Annotated in this window: 10 protein-coding genes; 1 reads left to right on the top strand and 9 read right to left on the bottom strand. The window is 68.4% G+C overall.

The window, feature by feature from the left end; translation table 11 throughout:
* Nucleotides 1–33: 33 nt before the first annotated feature.
* The 3 genes from ASD94_RS22585 to ASD94_RS22595 all read right to left on the bottom strand — a co-directional run bounded on the left by ASD94_RS22585 (nucleotide 34) and on the right by ASD94_RS22595 (nucleotide 7,424).
* Nucleotides 34–2,289: a protein-disulfide reductase DsbD gene (locus ASD94_RS22585; RefSeq protein WP_056648154.1), complete on the bottom strand. Its 2,256-nt coding sequence runs from the start codon at nucleotides 2,287–2,289 to the stop codon at nucleotides 34–36.
* A gap of 241 nt (nucleotides 2,290–2,530) precedes the next feature.
* The gene (locus ASD94_RS22590) at nucleotides 2,531–6,370 is read right to left on the bottom strand and encodes a DUF748 domain-containing protein (protein ID WP_056648389.1); all 3,840 of its coding nucleotides are present in this window, start codon (nucleotides 6,368–6,370) and stop codon (nucleotides 2,531–2,533) included.
* A gap of 301 nt (nucleotides 6,371–6,671) precedes the next feature.
* Complete coding sequence (locus tag ASD94_RS22595; RefSeq protein WP_056648157.1) at nucleotides 6,672–7,424, bottom strand: alanyl-tRNA editing protein; 753 nt, start codon at nucleotides 7,422–7,424, stop codon at nucleotides 6,672–6,674.
* 64 nt (nucleotides 7,425–7,488) lie between these two features.
* Here ASD94_RS22595 and ASD94_RS22600 point away from each other — a divergent pair, with 64 nt between their 5' ends.
* The gene (locus ASD94_RS22600) at nucleotides 7,489–8,340 is read left to right on the top strand and encodes a creatininase family protein (protein ID WP_056648160.1); all 852 of its coding nucleotides are present in this window, start codon (nucleotides 7,489–7,491) and stop codon (nucleotides 8,338–8,340) included.
* Between the two features lie 88 nt (nucleotides 8,341–8,428).
* Here ASD94_RS22600 and ASD94_RS22605 read toward each other — a convergent pair whose 3' ends face one another.
* The 6 genes from ASD94_RS22605 to ASD94_RS22630 form a co-directional block, all read right to left on the bottom strand.
* Nucleotides 8,429–9,100, bottom strand: a complete 672-nt coding sequence (locus ASD94_RS22605; protein ID WP_056648163.1) for a histidine phosphatase family protein — start codon at nucleotides 9,098–9,100, stop codon at nucleotides 8,429–8,431.
* Nucleotides 9,101–9,219: 119 nt separating this feature from the next.
* Nucleotides 9,220–10,983 (bottom strand): hypothetical protein, encoded by a 1,764-nt coding sequence (locus ASD94_RS22610; protein ID WP_056648166.1) that lies wholly within the window; start codon nucleotides 10,981–10,983, stop codon nucleotides 9,220–9,222.
* 73 nt (nucleotides 10,984–11,056) lie between these two features.
* Entirely contained in the window at nucleotides 11,057–12,043 is a 987-nt protein-coding gene (locus tag ASD94_RS22615) for a threonine dehydratase (RefSeq protein ID WP_056648169.1), read from the bottom strand.
* Nucleotides 12,040–12,681 carry a LysE family translocator gene (locus ASD94_RS22620; RefSeq protein ID WP_056648172.1) on the bottom strand — a complete coding sequence of 214 codons (642 nt, stop codon included), beginning with the start codon at nucleotides 12,679–12,681 and terminating at the stop codon, nucleotides 12,040–12,042. The genes ASD94_RS22615 and ASD94_RS22620 overlap by 4 nt, the downstream gene beginning before the upstream one ends.
* 6 nt (nucleotides 12,682–12,687) lie before the next feature.
* A complete protein-coding gene (locus ASD94_RS22625; protein ID WP_056648175.1) occupies nucleotides 12,688–13,407 on the bottom strand; it encodes a VOC family protein in 720 nt (239 codons plus the stop codon).
* The gene (locus ASD94_RS22630) at nucleotides 13,404–14,279 is read right to left on the bottom strand and encodes a PhzF family phenazine biosynthesis protein (RefSeq protein ID WP_056648176.1); all 876 of its coding nucleotides are present in this window, start codon (nucleotides 14,277–14,279) and stop codon (nucleotides 13,404–13,406) included. Before ASD94_RS22630 ends, ASD94_RS22625 begins: the two co-directional genes overlap by 4 nt.
* Between the last annotated feature and the right edge of the window lie 26 nt (nucleotides 14,280–14,305).

Raw genomic sequence — 14,305 nt, forward strand, 5'->3', positions numbered from 1 at the left:
GTCGAAAGCGGAAAGGTGGGCTGGCAGCGCGACCTACAACTGGGCAATGGTGGCGCGCACCTCGTCCACGCTGAGCACCTCGGTCAGCACCACCGGCGGTTTGCCAGGGCGGTAGAACACGTACACGGGCACACCGTTGCGGCCCAGCGATGCCAGGGCGGCCGTGATGGCGGGGTCGCGGCGCGTCCAGTCGGCGCGCAGCAGGGCGACGTTCTTGGTCTGCAGGTCGGCCAGCACGTCAGCGTGGGCCAGCGTGGTCTTCTTGTTGTACTGGCAGGTCACGCACCAGGCGGCGGTGAAGTCCACAAACACAGGGCGGCCACTGGCCACGATCTGATCGGCCGCGCCGGGTGCCCAGGGCTGCCAACCGGTGGCCGAGGCTTGCGCGGACGGTGTGTTGGCGGCTTGCGCGTTGGACACGTTGGTGACGTGCGGCGCAAACGCCCAGACCAGCAGCGCCATCGCCGCGATGGACACCGTGGCCATCCATACCCGCGCACGCCCGGCCAGCGACAGGGCCCACACCACCAGCGACAGCCCCACCAGCAGGATCAGCAGCGCTCCTGCGCCATCGATGCCGCTTTGCTGGCCCAGCACCCACACCAGCCAGACCACGGTGGCCAGCATGGGGAAGGCCATGAGCTTGCGGAAGGTGTCCATCCACGCGCCGGGGCGCGGCAGGGCGCGCGCCACGGCGGGCACCAAGCTGGCCGCCAGGAACGGCAGTGCCAAGCCCAGGCCCAGCGCAGCAAACACGGCCAGCGCCTGGGGCGCGGGCAGCGTGGCGGTGAGGCCCATGGACGCGCCCATGAACGGCGCGGTGCAGGGCGAGGCCACGGCCACGGCCAGCACGCCGGTAAGGAAGCTGTCGGCCACCGGGTGGCGCGCCTGCAGGCTGGCCACCGAGGACGGCAGGAAATGCCCGAACTCGAACACGCCCGCCAGGTTGAGCGCGATCAGCGTGAACAGCGCCGCCAGTGAAGCGACAACGGCCGGCGACTGCAATTGGAAGCCCCAGCCTACGGCCTCGCCCGCCGCGCGCAGGCCCAGCATGAGTGCTCCGAGGGCGATGAATGACAGCACCACGCCCGCCGTGTACGCCATGCCGCTGATGCGGTGCGCGCGCCGGTCTTGCGCATGCTGGGTGAAGCCCACCACCTTGATCGCCAGCACCGGGAACACGCAGGGCATGAGGTTGAGGATGAGCCCGCCAAGCAAGGCGCCCAGCAGCGCGGCAGTGAGGGTGAGGGACGAGGCGCCAGAGCCTGTGGCCGACGTTGCCGAGCCGCCCGCCTGCGCCGCGTTGGCCTTGAGCGCTGCCTCCAGCGCGGGCGACACCGCAGCTGCTGACGCGCCCTGCGGCCAGGTGCCCAGTACCTTCAGCTCGGCGCGGTAACCGGTGCGGGTGTCGGGGCCGGCGCCATGGCCTGCGGCCGCCTGCTCGGCCAGCACCACGGGCATCAGGCTGGGGCTGGCGCTGCGCTGGACCGACAGGGGAATCTGCGCGGTCCACACGCTGCCGTTCCAGGCCTGCTTCCAGCCGGCGGCGTTGTCGATGACCTCGGCGGTTTCGGGGAACAGGTCGAGCGTCTTGCCGCGCAGCGCCACGGGCAGGCCCTGCACGCTGACTTGAAGCAGATTGCCATCTGCAATCTGCGCCTGGCTGTGGGGCACGATGCCGTTGGTACCTGCCAGCACGGAGCGGGGCTGGGCTTTGGCCGCTGCCTCGAACGCGTCGCCGTTCAGCGCCGTGGTGCTCTGAATGGGCAGCTGCAGCGTGAACTCGCCCTCTTCAGGGATGCACTCCTTGCGGCACACCAGCCACGAGGCGCGCAGTTTGATGGTGGCATCTTTGGCCAGCGGCCCGGGGGCATAGGTGCTGGCCACCGTCACGGGCACCGGCAGCAGCACCGTGCCTTCATAGCCATAGTTGGCCAGCGTGCCGATGGGGATCTTCTTGGGCAGCGGCCAGGCGATTTCGCCTGCGTCCAGCCCAGCAGGCAGCGTCCAGACCAGGTCGGTGGGCAGGCCGGAGTCGCCGGGGTTCTTCCAGTAGGTGTGCCACTCCGGCTGGTGGGTGATCTGCAGGCCCAGCCACAGCGGCTGGCCGGGGGCCACGCCCTGGGGCGCATGGGCCAGCAGCTCGGCCCGCACATAGGGCGTGGTGACCACGCTGGTGCCCTGGCCGGTCGTTTTGGTGCCCAATTGGGCGATAGCGCTAGTCCATAAAGCGCTGGCAGCTATGAAAAAGAGAGTGGCTGCAAGGCGGTGGAACAGGCGTGAAGGCATGGTGCAGTGTGGGAGCGGGCGGGGCGGGATTGGTTCCGGCGCTGCCGCCGTTTCGATTCTCGATCCACCATTGTGCTTGGAGCCGTCCATGTCCGTGGAAACTGGCGTGGCCAGTACCAGGGCCCCCGCGCAAGGGCCGCCCCGCCGCGAAGGCGGCGTATCCAGCCTTTGCGCTGGGGGCGTCCCCCTCCCGCGTAGCGAGAGAGGGGGAAGGCGCCGTAGGCGACTCAGGGGGTGTTGCTCACTGTGTCGCCAGGCTCAAATCCGCACGCGGGGTCCACTTTTCGGGCTGCTTGCCCGATTTGGGGGCGGCCACGAACAGCCGTTCTACCGGCAGCTTTTGCGCCACCAGGTACGCGCGGATCGCCTGGCCGCGCTGGGTGGCCAGCTCGGCGGCCATGGCCTCGGTGGCGGGTTGGTGGGCCAGCAGCAGGGCTTCCATCTCGGGCACTGTGAGGTCCTTGGCCAGGCCGACCAGGTTGCGCGGCTTGGGCATGTCGGCGCGGCGGTATACCTCCTTGAGCAGGGCGGGGTACTCGGTGGCCGACACCGGGGCGGTATCCGCCGGGTTGGCGCGGCGTTTTTCAGCCAGCACCCGCTGCTGCAGGTGCTCACGCTGCAGGCCTTCGCGTTCGTCCGGCAGGCTGGCCGTGCCGGTCACGGTGATCTTGAGTGCGGGGCGGTCGGCCAGGGCCTTGGCCACCTTGTCCAGGCTCTGCTGCGCCTCGGGCGTCAGGGTGGCACTGCCGGGGGCAAAGGGCACATGGTTCATTTCCTCGCCACCACCAAAGGCGCTGGCCAGCAGGCTGAAGGGCGAGGTCAGCGCCTTGCCGATGAGGTTGATGATGATCTTGAAGATCACCGGGCCGATGCGGAACTGCGGGTCGTTGAGCGAGCCGCTGATGGGCAGGTCCAGGTCGATCACGCCCTGGCGGTCGGCCAGCAGGGCCACGGCCAGCTTCACGGGCAGGCTGTTGGGTGCGCCCTCCACGGGCTCGCCAAAGGTCAGCTGGTTGAGCACCAGACGGTTGCTGGCGGTGAGCTGGCCATTGGGCAGCACCTTGTAGTTCACGTCCATGCTGAGCTTGCCGCGCTCGATGCCGTGCCCGGCGTACTTGACGGAATACGGTGTGAGCGGGGGCAGCTCCAGATCGCGCACCTTGCCGGTGATGTCGAGCGCCAGTGGTTTGGCCAGCGGGTTGAGCTTGCCGGTGACTTCCAGCGATGCCGAGCCCTCGGCGCGGCCGCGCAGCTCCAGGTCGGCCAGCACGGGATCGCCGCCGCGCGCTTCGGACGAGAACGCGCTGAGCTTGCCGGTCAGCTCCGACAGGTCGGCCGAGTAGTTGGGCTTGATGAAAAAGTCCGAGAACAGCACCTTGCCGTTGACCAGGCTCACCGGGCCAAACACGACCACGGGGGCCAACGGGTCGGCCTGGGCCACGGTTGCAGAGGGGGCGGATGTCGCTGCCGATGCAGTGGCGGCGGGCGCCGATGCGGCAGGGGTGGCCGCACTGGCCGCAGCGCTGGCCGCATTGGCAGCCTGGGCCTCGGCCGGGGTCTTGGCAATGTCGCTCAGGTTGATGCGGCCCGCCTCATTGATCGTGATGCGGGCAAAGAAATCGACCAGGCTGGTTTCCTTCACCTCCACGCGCGGCGCGGTGCCGGGGGTGGTGGCCACGGCCAGGCCGCGCAGGTTCAGGCTCTTCCAGGCCAGCAGTTCCTCACCCACCTGGGCCTCGGTCTTGGGGGTGAAGGCGGCCGTGCTGTTGGCCCGCAAGTCTTCGACCACCGCATCGCCGCTCAGGCGCAGGCTGACTCCCTTGTCCGTCTGCGCCAGCGCCACCTGGCCCCGGTAGCCCACGTCGGCGCGCAGCAGCTCCACCGACAGCTGACTGGCCAGGTAGCCGTCCAGTGCGTGCACCGGCAGGCGGGTGGCGTCGAGCTTGCCCTGGGTGGTCAGCGGTTGCAGGGCCAGCGTGCCCTGGTAGTCGATCGTGCCGGGCGCCGCCTTGTTGCTGCCCTTGCCCGGCGCGGCGGCGCGGGCGGTGAGCGTGAAGGCCTCGGGCTTGCTGCCGTCGCTGGCCAGGTTGCGGGCGGTGATGCCCAGGGCCGCCAGGTCCAGCGCCACGGGGCGCGGCTGGGCGTTGTCGGCCAGGGTGACCGTGCCGCCCTGCACGGAGAAGTCGGCCACGCGCAGCTTCCAGGGCGCGGCATTGCTGGTGGGGGCTGGGTCAGCGGCTGCGGTGGCGCTGCCTTGCGCGGCGGGGGCGGCCTTCTCCGATTTCAGCCAGCGTTCAAACATCCAGCGGCCATCTGCGCCGCGCTCCACTGCCAGTTGCGGTTGGTTGATGGCCAAGCGCTCCAGCGTGGCGGTGCGTGCGTCCAGGGGCACTTCGGCGCCCGCAATCTCCAGCTTGCCCAGGCTGGCCAAGGTGGTCTTGCCCTGCTTGACGGCCAGTTGCTCCAGCGCCAGGGGGCCCGCCTTGAGCGTGACGCCCGTGGCGCCGGTCTGCGTGGCCTGTGGCGTGGGGGCTTGCCACAGCACACCCACATCGCCGCTGAGTTGGCCGGTCACCGTGGGCTCCAGCGCCTGGGCCAGGTAGGGCGCGGCCAGTTGCAAGGCCAAGGCGTTCAGGGTGGCGTTGACCTGGGCCTTCTGGTCCGTGGCTTCGCCAGTGAAGCTGAGCGTGCTGCCTTGCAGGTTGAGTCCACCTTTGAAGGTGAACGGCTTGGCATTCTCTTTGGCAAACGGCAGGGCGATGTCGGCGGCCTCCAGCGCAAATTCGGTGGCCTGCAGGGCGGCGGCAGGGCGCGTGGTGGCGTCGGCCCAGCGCAGGGTGCCGCCACGCACGGCGGCCGTGGCGACTTCGACCGCCCAGGCGGGGGCGGCTGTTTTGGCCTTGGCTTTGCCTTTGCCTTCACCCACAGAGGCGGAGGATGCAGGGGCGTAGGCTGTGCTGGCGCTGGCCACTGGAGCAGATGCAGCGTCGGCAGATGCGGTGGTCCTGTCCTTGGCGGGTGTTGCAGGCTGTGCAGGCGCCGCCAGTTGTGCCAGGTTGATCTGGCCCGCCGCATCGCGCGTGGCCGTGACCACCGGCGCCGTCAGCTCCACATGCTGCAGGCGCACGATCTGCTCCAGCGGGCGCACATCGGCCATGTCGATCTTCAGGCGCTCGTAGCTCAGCAGGTCGGCCCCTTGGCGGTCGGCCATGCGCACACCGCTGGCTTGCACGGTGCCGCTCAGCTTCACGGCCATGCGCGGGTGTTGCTCGAAGGCCACCTTCACATCCGCATCCAGCGTGGCGCTTTGCACCTTTACGGGCAGGTTGGCGGGCAGGTAGCCCAGGTAGGGTGCCAGGTTCAGCCCATCCAGCCGGATCTGCGCGTCGGCTTTGCCGGTCTGCGCAAAAGGCGTGCCCTCGGCGGACGAGTCAAACCGGCTGCCGTCCAGCGTGAACGCCAGGTGGGGCTCGACCTTCACCTCGCGCTGCGAGGGCAGGGTGCTGATGAAGGGCACTTTCAGCGTCAGCGCGCGCACCTCGTGGGTCTCGCGGATGGTGTTGTCGATGAAGTCGATGCTGCCGCCCGTGAGCGCCAGGTTGTACAGCGCCAGGCGCGCGGGGCCTTGGTCGGGCTCAGGGTCGTTCTTGGGCGCGGTGACCTTGGCGATGATGTCGTCCACGTCGTAGCGGCCGTCGCCCAGGTGGGTGATTCGCAGCACCGGGTTGTCGATGGTGAAAGCATCCACCACGGGCGCCAGGCGAAACAACGATTGCAGCTCGCCATCGGCATAGATGCGGCCAATGGTCAGTTGCGGGGGCGCACCATTGGCACCTGCCACGGCTACGTCGCGCAGCGCAAATTCGAGGCTCCAGGGCTGGAAGTCGATGCCGCCAATGGTCACGGTGCGGCCCAGTTGCTCGGACGCGATGCGCTCCAGCGGGCCCTTGACCATCGGCGGGATGGCGAGCCAAGTGACCAGCCAAAGAGCGATCAAGCCCGCCAGTGCGCGAACGGCGGGGCGGAACCAGCGGTGCTGGCGCAGGGTGGCAAACGAGACGGAGCGCAGGGAGATCGGCATGGCGGCAGACAAGGGTAGGCGCCGCAGCCCCGAGAGGAAGAACCGGTCACCGCAGCCCGAGGGATGACGGGCTGGTGCTGCGCGCGGGCGCTATTGTCCCCGTTGTCCGCCTGCTTGCGTAAGCCAATGCAACGGGCGGCTGTTGTGGCTCAAGATTGTTGACAGTGGGGGCGGGCGCCGCTTACGGGGCGAAGCCCAGCACCACCCTGCGGGTGGTTGTTGATGCCAGGGCTTTTGGTGCGGCCTTACTTGCACTGCGTGCAAATGATTCCACCCCAAAGAAAAGCGCTCTTCGCTCCGCTCACTGGGCGAAGCCCAGCACCACCCGCCGGGTGGTGGCGCTTTTCTTTTCAATCTTTGTCACCACAATGCCGCCGATCTCCGACGTGTTGGCCACATGCGTGCCGCCGCAGGGCTGCAGATCGATTAGCGGTGCGTCGCCTTCTCCGCCGATGCGGATGGTGCGGATGCGCCCGGTGCCGCGCGGGGGCTGGACGCTCATGCTCTTGACCAGTGCGGGGTTGGCGTCCAGTTCTTCGTCGCTGATCGAGGCCACGGTGAGCGGGTGCGCAGCGGCCACCAGGGTGGCGATGGCGGTGGTCAGCTGCTCCTTGTCTAGCGGGTCGGTCATCGCAAAGTCCAGCCGCGCGTAGTCGGGCGTGATCGAGCAGCCGTTGACCAGCTGCGGCACCACGTGGCACAGCAGGTGGCTGGTGGTGTGCAGGCGCATCATGCGGTGGCGGCGCTCCCAGTCGATGCGGGCGGTGACGGCCGTACCGGGCTTGAGCTGCGCCACGCGGTCTTCCTGACCGGGGGCGGGGACGTGGACGATGTCGCTGGTGGGGTTGCCTTCGGCGTCCTTGCCCTTGCGGGTGTCTGCAATGGTGATCTGCGTGCCATCTGCCAGCACCAGCACGCCGCTGTCACCGGCCTGGCCGCCGCCCAGGGGGTAGAACACGGTCTGGTCCAGCACGATGCCGGCATCGGTGACGGCGGTGATGTGGGCGCTGCATTCGCGCAGGTAGGCGTCTTGGCGGAAGAGGTCTTGGGTCATGGTGGCATGTTAGCGGCGCTGCGGGCCGTTTCCCAGACGCCAACAGCGCCGCTACCATGCACGCATGACTTCTGCCGCATTGACTCCCTTGCCCTCCCGCTTCTGGGCCGACTTGTCCACCCGTGATTTCGCGGCGCTAAAGGCCAGCGGGCGGGCTGAAGAGGTGGTGGCCGTGCTGCCCGTGGCGGCCGTCGAGCAGCATGGGCCGCACCTGCCCTTGTCGGTCGATGCGACGCTGCTGCAGGGTGTGATAGATGCCGCGCTACCGCAGCTGCCTGCGGATTTGACTGTGCTGTTCTTGCCGCCGCAGAACGTGGGCCTGAGCCCGGAGCACATCCGCTTTCCGGGCACGCTCACGCTGTCGCCCGCTACAGTCATTGCGCTGTGGACCGAGATTGGCGAGTGCGTAGCCCGCGCGGGCATCAAGAAGCTGCTGCTTTTCAACGGCCACGGCGGCCAGGTGAGCGTGATGGACATCGTGGCGCGCGAGCTGCGCACGCGCTGCGACCTCATCGTCTACAGCGCCAGCTGGTTCAGCCTGCCGCTGCCCGATGCGGTGGCGGGCCAGTTCAGCGCCCAGGAGCACCGCTTTGGCATCCATGCGGGTGAGATCGAGACATCGATGATGCTGCACCTGGCGCCCGCCACGGTGCGCATGGAACAGGCGCAGAACTTCCGCTCCACTTCACAAGACCGGTCGGAGCGCTACGCCATCCTGGGTAACGGCAAAAGCGCCAAGCTGGGCTGGCAGATGCAGGACTACCACCCAGCGGGTGCCGTGGGTGACGCGGCCGCAGCCACGGCCGACAAGGGGCGGGCGGTGGTGGACGCTGCAGCGCAGCAACTGGTGGCGCTGCTGCAGGAACTGCAGGCACTGCCGCTATCTACCCTGGCGAGCGGGCCTGACCTGGGTTGATTCGAGTTGCTATCTTATTGATAGCTTCTGGCGCATGATCCACTAGCGCAAGCGGCCTGAAAGGCTCAAAAAACCGAAATGTCGGCGCTCAGGCGTGCGTGACCCACTGCGCATGCTCCAGCTCATTGAGGTGCGGCAGTGTGTTGAAGGTCTGCAGCATCAATCGCTTGGGCGAGATGGAGAACTCCGTCACCGCGCTGTTGCGGATGCGCATGTTCAGCGCAATCGTCACTTCGGGCGCCGTGCCCAGCACCTCGCCCACGGCCGTGGAGATGGGGCCGCCGCTGCTGACCAGCAGCACGCTCTGGCCTGCGTGGTGGTGGCGCACATGGTCCAGTGCGCTGCGCACGCCGGCTGAAAATTCGTTCCAGCTGGGCATGCCCTGGGGGCTGATGACGCCTGCCATCCACTGCGCCAGCGCGTCGCACAGGATGCGGAAGTGCGCGCGGTAGCGCTCGGGCGTGTCGGCCGGGCCCAGGGGCTGGGGGTGGATGGCAGCGATCAGCGCGTGGCTGTCGTATTCGTTGAGACCCGGCAACTGCAGCGCATCGGGCGTGGTCTGCAGGCCTTCGGCAATACCTTCCAGCGTCTGCGTGTGGCGGCGCAGTGTGCCGGTGAGGACGGCGTCAAACGCCATCCCGCGGGCTCGCCAGTATTCGCCCAGGCGCACGGCCTGTTCGCGGCCGCGGGGGCTGAGCACGTCGTAGTCATCTGCGCCAAACGAGGCCTGGCCGTGGCGCACGAGGTAGAGGGTTCCCATGCACCGGATTGTGATGAGCAAGGCGCAGGGCGCTTGTCGCTATTGCGACCGGTGCTATCAATTTGAGAGTTTTCGATGCTGCGCTGCAGCAGTTACCGGGGTGTGCGGTGCCGGGGGCCTCACCGAAGCATCAGCCCCAGCCACAGGCCGCACAGGGCTCCCATGCCGATCACGATGGCGCGCCCGCGCCAGCCGCCGCGTTTCCAGTAGTGGACCAGCCATCCCGGATGCCAGGGGCTGTCGGCCATGTGCATCTGGGGGAGGCGGTTGATGATGTTGTGGCGCAACGCCTCTTCGTCAAACAGGGCCTGGCCATTGAGCCGCAGAGGCACCGTGCCCAGGCCAATCAGCAGCTGCTGGCGCGTGCAGGTGACCTGGTCGGCCGGGGCCTGGTAGTGCTTTTTGCCCACGCGGGCCTGCACCTGTTCGCCATCGGTGCCGATGCGGATGCTCTCCAGCGCCTTCAACCTGCGCCGTACGGCAATGGACGGGATCAACGGTAGCAGAGCCAGCGTCGCAAAGGCATACGGCATCCAGGGTGCGCAGGCCTTGCCTGGGGCGCAGTCGTGTTGGTAGAACTGGGGCCAGGCCCAGTAGACCAGGGCCCCGATGGCCAGGAGCACGACGGCGTCCGTGACGAGCAACATGCGGCGGCGGGTCCGGGTGCTGCCGGGCAGTGCCTTGACCATGGTGACCTGGCCGCGCTCCAGGGCGGGCGCTGTGGTGGTCGTCGTGACGGTGGGTGCTGCCGATGGGCCGGTGGGGGCGGTGTCGTCGTCTTCGTCTTCGGCCGCCGTTGCTGCCGGATCGGTCCGCCATGCGGTGCCGCGCAATTGGCGCAATTCGCCCGCCTTCCAGGCCAGCCACAAGGCCACCAGCAGCAGCACGCCAATGCTGGACATCAGCAGCGTGGGCAACCGGCGCGACCACTGCGCCTGGTTGCGTGCGGCTTCCAGCTCGGCCTGGAAGCTGGCATCCCCAAAGGGCCCCAGCACACGGCCATACAGGTCCAGTCTGCGCACCAGAAAATTGCTCATGTCGGTCAGCAGCATGTGCTGCTGGAACAGGGTGATGGCGTTGGGGTCTTGTTTGGGGGCCAGGGGAATCACCCGCTCGGGCCGCAACTGCGGGTTCATGATGAGCAGGTCGGCGTTCTGCATGTTGGGGCCCGCCACCAGCACCCACAACTGCCCGCGCGGGTCTTGCGCCATGGCAAAGGGGAACGAGCGCCCGGGGCGCAGGTCGGGGTGGGTGATGGTGTGCGGTTGCCGCGCCGCCTTGCCGTCCGGGCCGGTGTGCAGCTGCAGGATCTCGTGACGGTTGGTGTTGGCCACCCACATCGACGGGCCTACCTGCAGCGTCTGGTTGGGGAAGCGCAGGCCTTCGGTCTCGGTGCGTGCGAGGGTGTAGGCGGCCGTGACGGCATCGCGCCGGTACACCAACACCCGGTGGTGCGAGGCGTCCGACACGATGATCTCCGACTCATCGTCGCTCACACGCACCCAGCGGTAGCTTCGGCGGCTGTCCAGCCCGGCCAGTTCCACGGGCAGGCACTGGCGCTGCTGCAGGTCGCAGCGGTGCACGCGGCTGTCGTCATGCACCCAGAAGACCTGCGCCTGCGTGAACTGCAGGCTGGTCGGGCCGTCGGAAATCTTCAGGTCGCGCAGGGGGATCTGCTGCAACCGCCGACCGTTGGCGTCGAACTGGTGGAGTGCCCCGTGGCTTTCAAGCCAGAGGGTGTCGCCTTGCACCGCGGGCAGCCGGGGGCCGAAGGGCCCCGGGGCGGACAGCCCTTGGTACACGAACGCGAAAATCAGCAGGCACTGCAGCGCGATGACCGCGCGCAGGCCCCAGCGATAGCCGGACGGTGGTTGGCTTGCCATGGACACTCCCTCAACGGTTTTGTTATGTCACGGCCCCCGTGGGAGCCATGCGAGGGCATTGTCCAACAGACTGTCAGTGGCTGGCGAGGGTGTTGGCGAACATCGGGGCATCAACGTTGCCGCCTGTCAACGCCAGACCCACGTGCTGCCCCTTCAGTGCATCGCGCTCTTGCAGGGCTGCCGCCAGCGCGGCGGCGCCCGCACCCTCGGCCACGTTGTGGGTGTCGGTGAAGATCGCGCGCATGGCGGCGGCCACTTCGGCGTCGCTCACTTGCACGATGTGGTCGATGTGCGGGGCCAGAACGGCCAGCGCCTCGGCGTCGGCCACACGGCAGGCCATGCCGTCTGCGAGCTGGGTGGTCACCGGTGCTTCGACCACGTGGCCGGCGGCCAGCGAATCGGCATAGGTGGTGGCATGGCTGCTGACCACGCCGACCACGCGCACAGAGTGCTGCAGCGCCAGCTTGGCGGCGATGGCCGAGCACGCGCCTGAGCCCTGGCCGATGGGTACGTACACCACATCGAGCTGCGGCACGGCGCGCAAGAACTCCCACCAGTAGGTGCTCACGCCGCGCAGCAGGTCGGGGTGGAAGCTGGGCACCATGTGGGCGCCGCGCTGGGCCGCCAGCTGGATGGCGTGTTCGCGCGCTTCCTGAAAGTCGTCGCCGTGTTCGATGAGCGTGACGCCCAAAGCGCGCATGGCGGCGTTCTTCTCCACCGAGTTGCCACGCGGCACGACGATGGTGCAGGCCACGCCGTGGCGGCGCGCAGCCCAGCCCATGCTCTGGCCGTGGTTGCCGCGGGTGGCGCTGATGACCTCCTTGGGCAGCGCGCCGCGTTGCGCGAGCTGGTCAAAGTAGGTCAGGCCGCCCCGGATCTTGAACGCGCCCACGGGCGTGTGGTTCTCGTGTTTAAGCCAGCAGTCGGTGCCCAGGCGCTGGCTGAGCAGGCCCCAGCGGTACTGGGGCGTGGCGGCGAAGTCCCGGTACACCACCTGGGCAGCGGCTTCGATGTCGGCCAGGGTGGGCAGCAGGGCGGTGGGGTCGAGGCGGGTGTTCATGCGGCGGCTTTCTTTTCAGTCAACAATTTGAGGGCGAGCAGACCGAGGACGGTGCCCATGAAGTAGCGCTGCGCACGCATCCAGGCAGCGTTGCGGTTGAGGAACAGCGCCACGCGGGCGGCGCCCAGCACCAGCAGGGCGTTCACGGCGGCACTGGTGCCGATCTGCACGGCGCCCAGCGTCAGGCTTTGCAGCAGCAACTGGCCGCGCTCGGGGTGCAGGAACTGGGGGAAGAACGACAGGTAGAACATGGCCACCTTGGGATTCAGAAGGTTGGTCATGAAGCCCATGAGGAACAGCGTGCGCGGGCGGTCGTGCGGCAGGTTGCGCGCTTCAAAAGGTGCGGCTCCACCGGGCTTGATGGCCTGCCAGGCCATCCACAGCAGGTAGGCGGCGCCAGCGTAGCGGATGGCGTCGAACGCGAGCGGCACGGCGGCCAGCAGCGCGGTAAGGCCCAGCGCCGCTGCCAGCAGGTGCACAACAAAACCCAGCACCACGCCGGTCAGCGAGATGAGCCCGGCGCGTGGCCCCTGGGTCAGGCTGCGCGAGACGCAATACACCATGTTGGGGCCCGGCGTGAGCACCAGCACGAGGGCGGCGAGCGCGAAGAACAGCAATTCCTGCAACGAAAACAGCATGGCGGTTTACTCCTGGGGGGTGAACGAGGTGAGGGTGACGGGGCCCTGCGGCGTGCTGAGCTGGGCACAGAGGCGCGGTGCGGCGCCCGGCGTGACGAGGACGGAGGCGGCCACGCCCACGGCATTGCACGCCACCTGCAAGGTGGCGGCTTGCGGGTGCTGCAGTGCGAGTTGTTTCAGCTGCACGCCGCTGGCAGGCAGACTGTCGCAGGGGTGCACGGTGCCCCACTGGATGAGGGTGGGCAGGCATCCGTCCATCAGGCGCAGGCCGTCGTCGCGCACAGTGATCTGCCATTGCAGCAGGCCATGGGGCGTGGGGCGGCTGGCGGTGATGACGGCGCCGCGTTCAATGTCCAGCGCCGACATCGCTGTGCACGCGGCCGCGACGTCCGGCACGCTCGCCACCCAGTGGATGAGCTGCGGGCCATGTTGGGCCACCTGGGCCTGCAAATTGGCGTCATCCATGTCAAACCAGCGTCTTGCGCTAGCGGGTATTGCCTTGGTTGCTCCTGGGTTGATAGCAATGATCTCCAGGTAGGCGCGCGGATGCGCCGGGCTGGAGACGTTGAAGATGCGGTTGTGGGTGCCCATCAGCGGGTGTTCGCCGCCCGCCGTGGGGGTGATGCCCAGCGTGCGTTCGCACCAGTCCACACCACTGGCCAGGTCGGCCGCCAGCACGACCAGGTGGTCCACGCAAGGGGCGTGTTGGGTGGTCGTGGCGGTCACAGCAGCACCTCACCGGCCATGCAGGTGACCGAGCTGCCGCCGACCCAGAGGGTGTCTCCGTCCTGCTCCACAAACACCCGCCCGGCGCGGCCCAGGCAGGTGCCCTGGGCGGCCACATACTGGGTGGGGGCCAGCCCGGCGCCGATGAGCCATTGGGCCAGCGCTGCGTTCAGGCTGCCGGTCACGGGGTCTTCGGCCAGGCCGTTGTTGCCGGGGAAAAAGGCGCGCACTTCAAAGGCGATGCCTTCGGCGTCAGTGCTGCCGATGACGCCGACCTTGCCGCGCGGGCCCACCACGCCCACGTCCAGCTGGCCCAGGAGGCTGGCGTCGGGCTTCAGCGCCAGCACCTGCTCGCTGCTGCGCAGCATCACGCCCCGCCAGTTGGGTCCGTTGTCGCACCAGGCGTGGTGCAGGATGTCGCTGCGCGCCACGCCCAGCCCGCGCGCGATCAGCGCCACGTCCTCTTCGGCCAGCGGGCCGCTCTTGATGAGGGGCGGCGCAGCAAAGGCTAGGCGTTCGCCGTCTTGGCGCAGCGTGACCAGGCTCACGCCGCATTCCTGCACCACTTTGCCGACTGCCTGGGGCTGCCCGCCAGCCTTGAGCCATGCGTGGCAGCTGCCCAGCGTGGGGTGTCCGGCAAACGGCAGCTCAAGCCCGGGGCAGAAGATGCGCACGCGGTAGTCGGCACCGGCGGCGCGGCCTTCCGGTGTGGGGGGCAGCAGGAACGTGGCTTCGGACAGGTTGGTCCAGTTGGTGAAGTCCTGCATGGCTTCGGTGGTGAGGCCGGAGCCGTCCAGCACCACGGCCAGGGGGTTGCCCCGGTAGGGCGTGGCGGTGAACACATCGACTTGCTGGAACGGGCGTTGGTGCATGGGGCAGGTCCTTGAGAGCAAAAAAG

Origin of the sequence: Acidovorax sp. Root70 (genome assembly GCF_001428225.1) — a bacterium.
Taxonomy (GTDB): domain Bacteria; phylum Pseudomonadota; class Gammaproteobacteria; order Burkholderiales; family Burkholderiaceae_C; genus Acidovorax.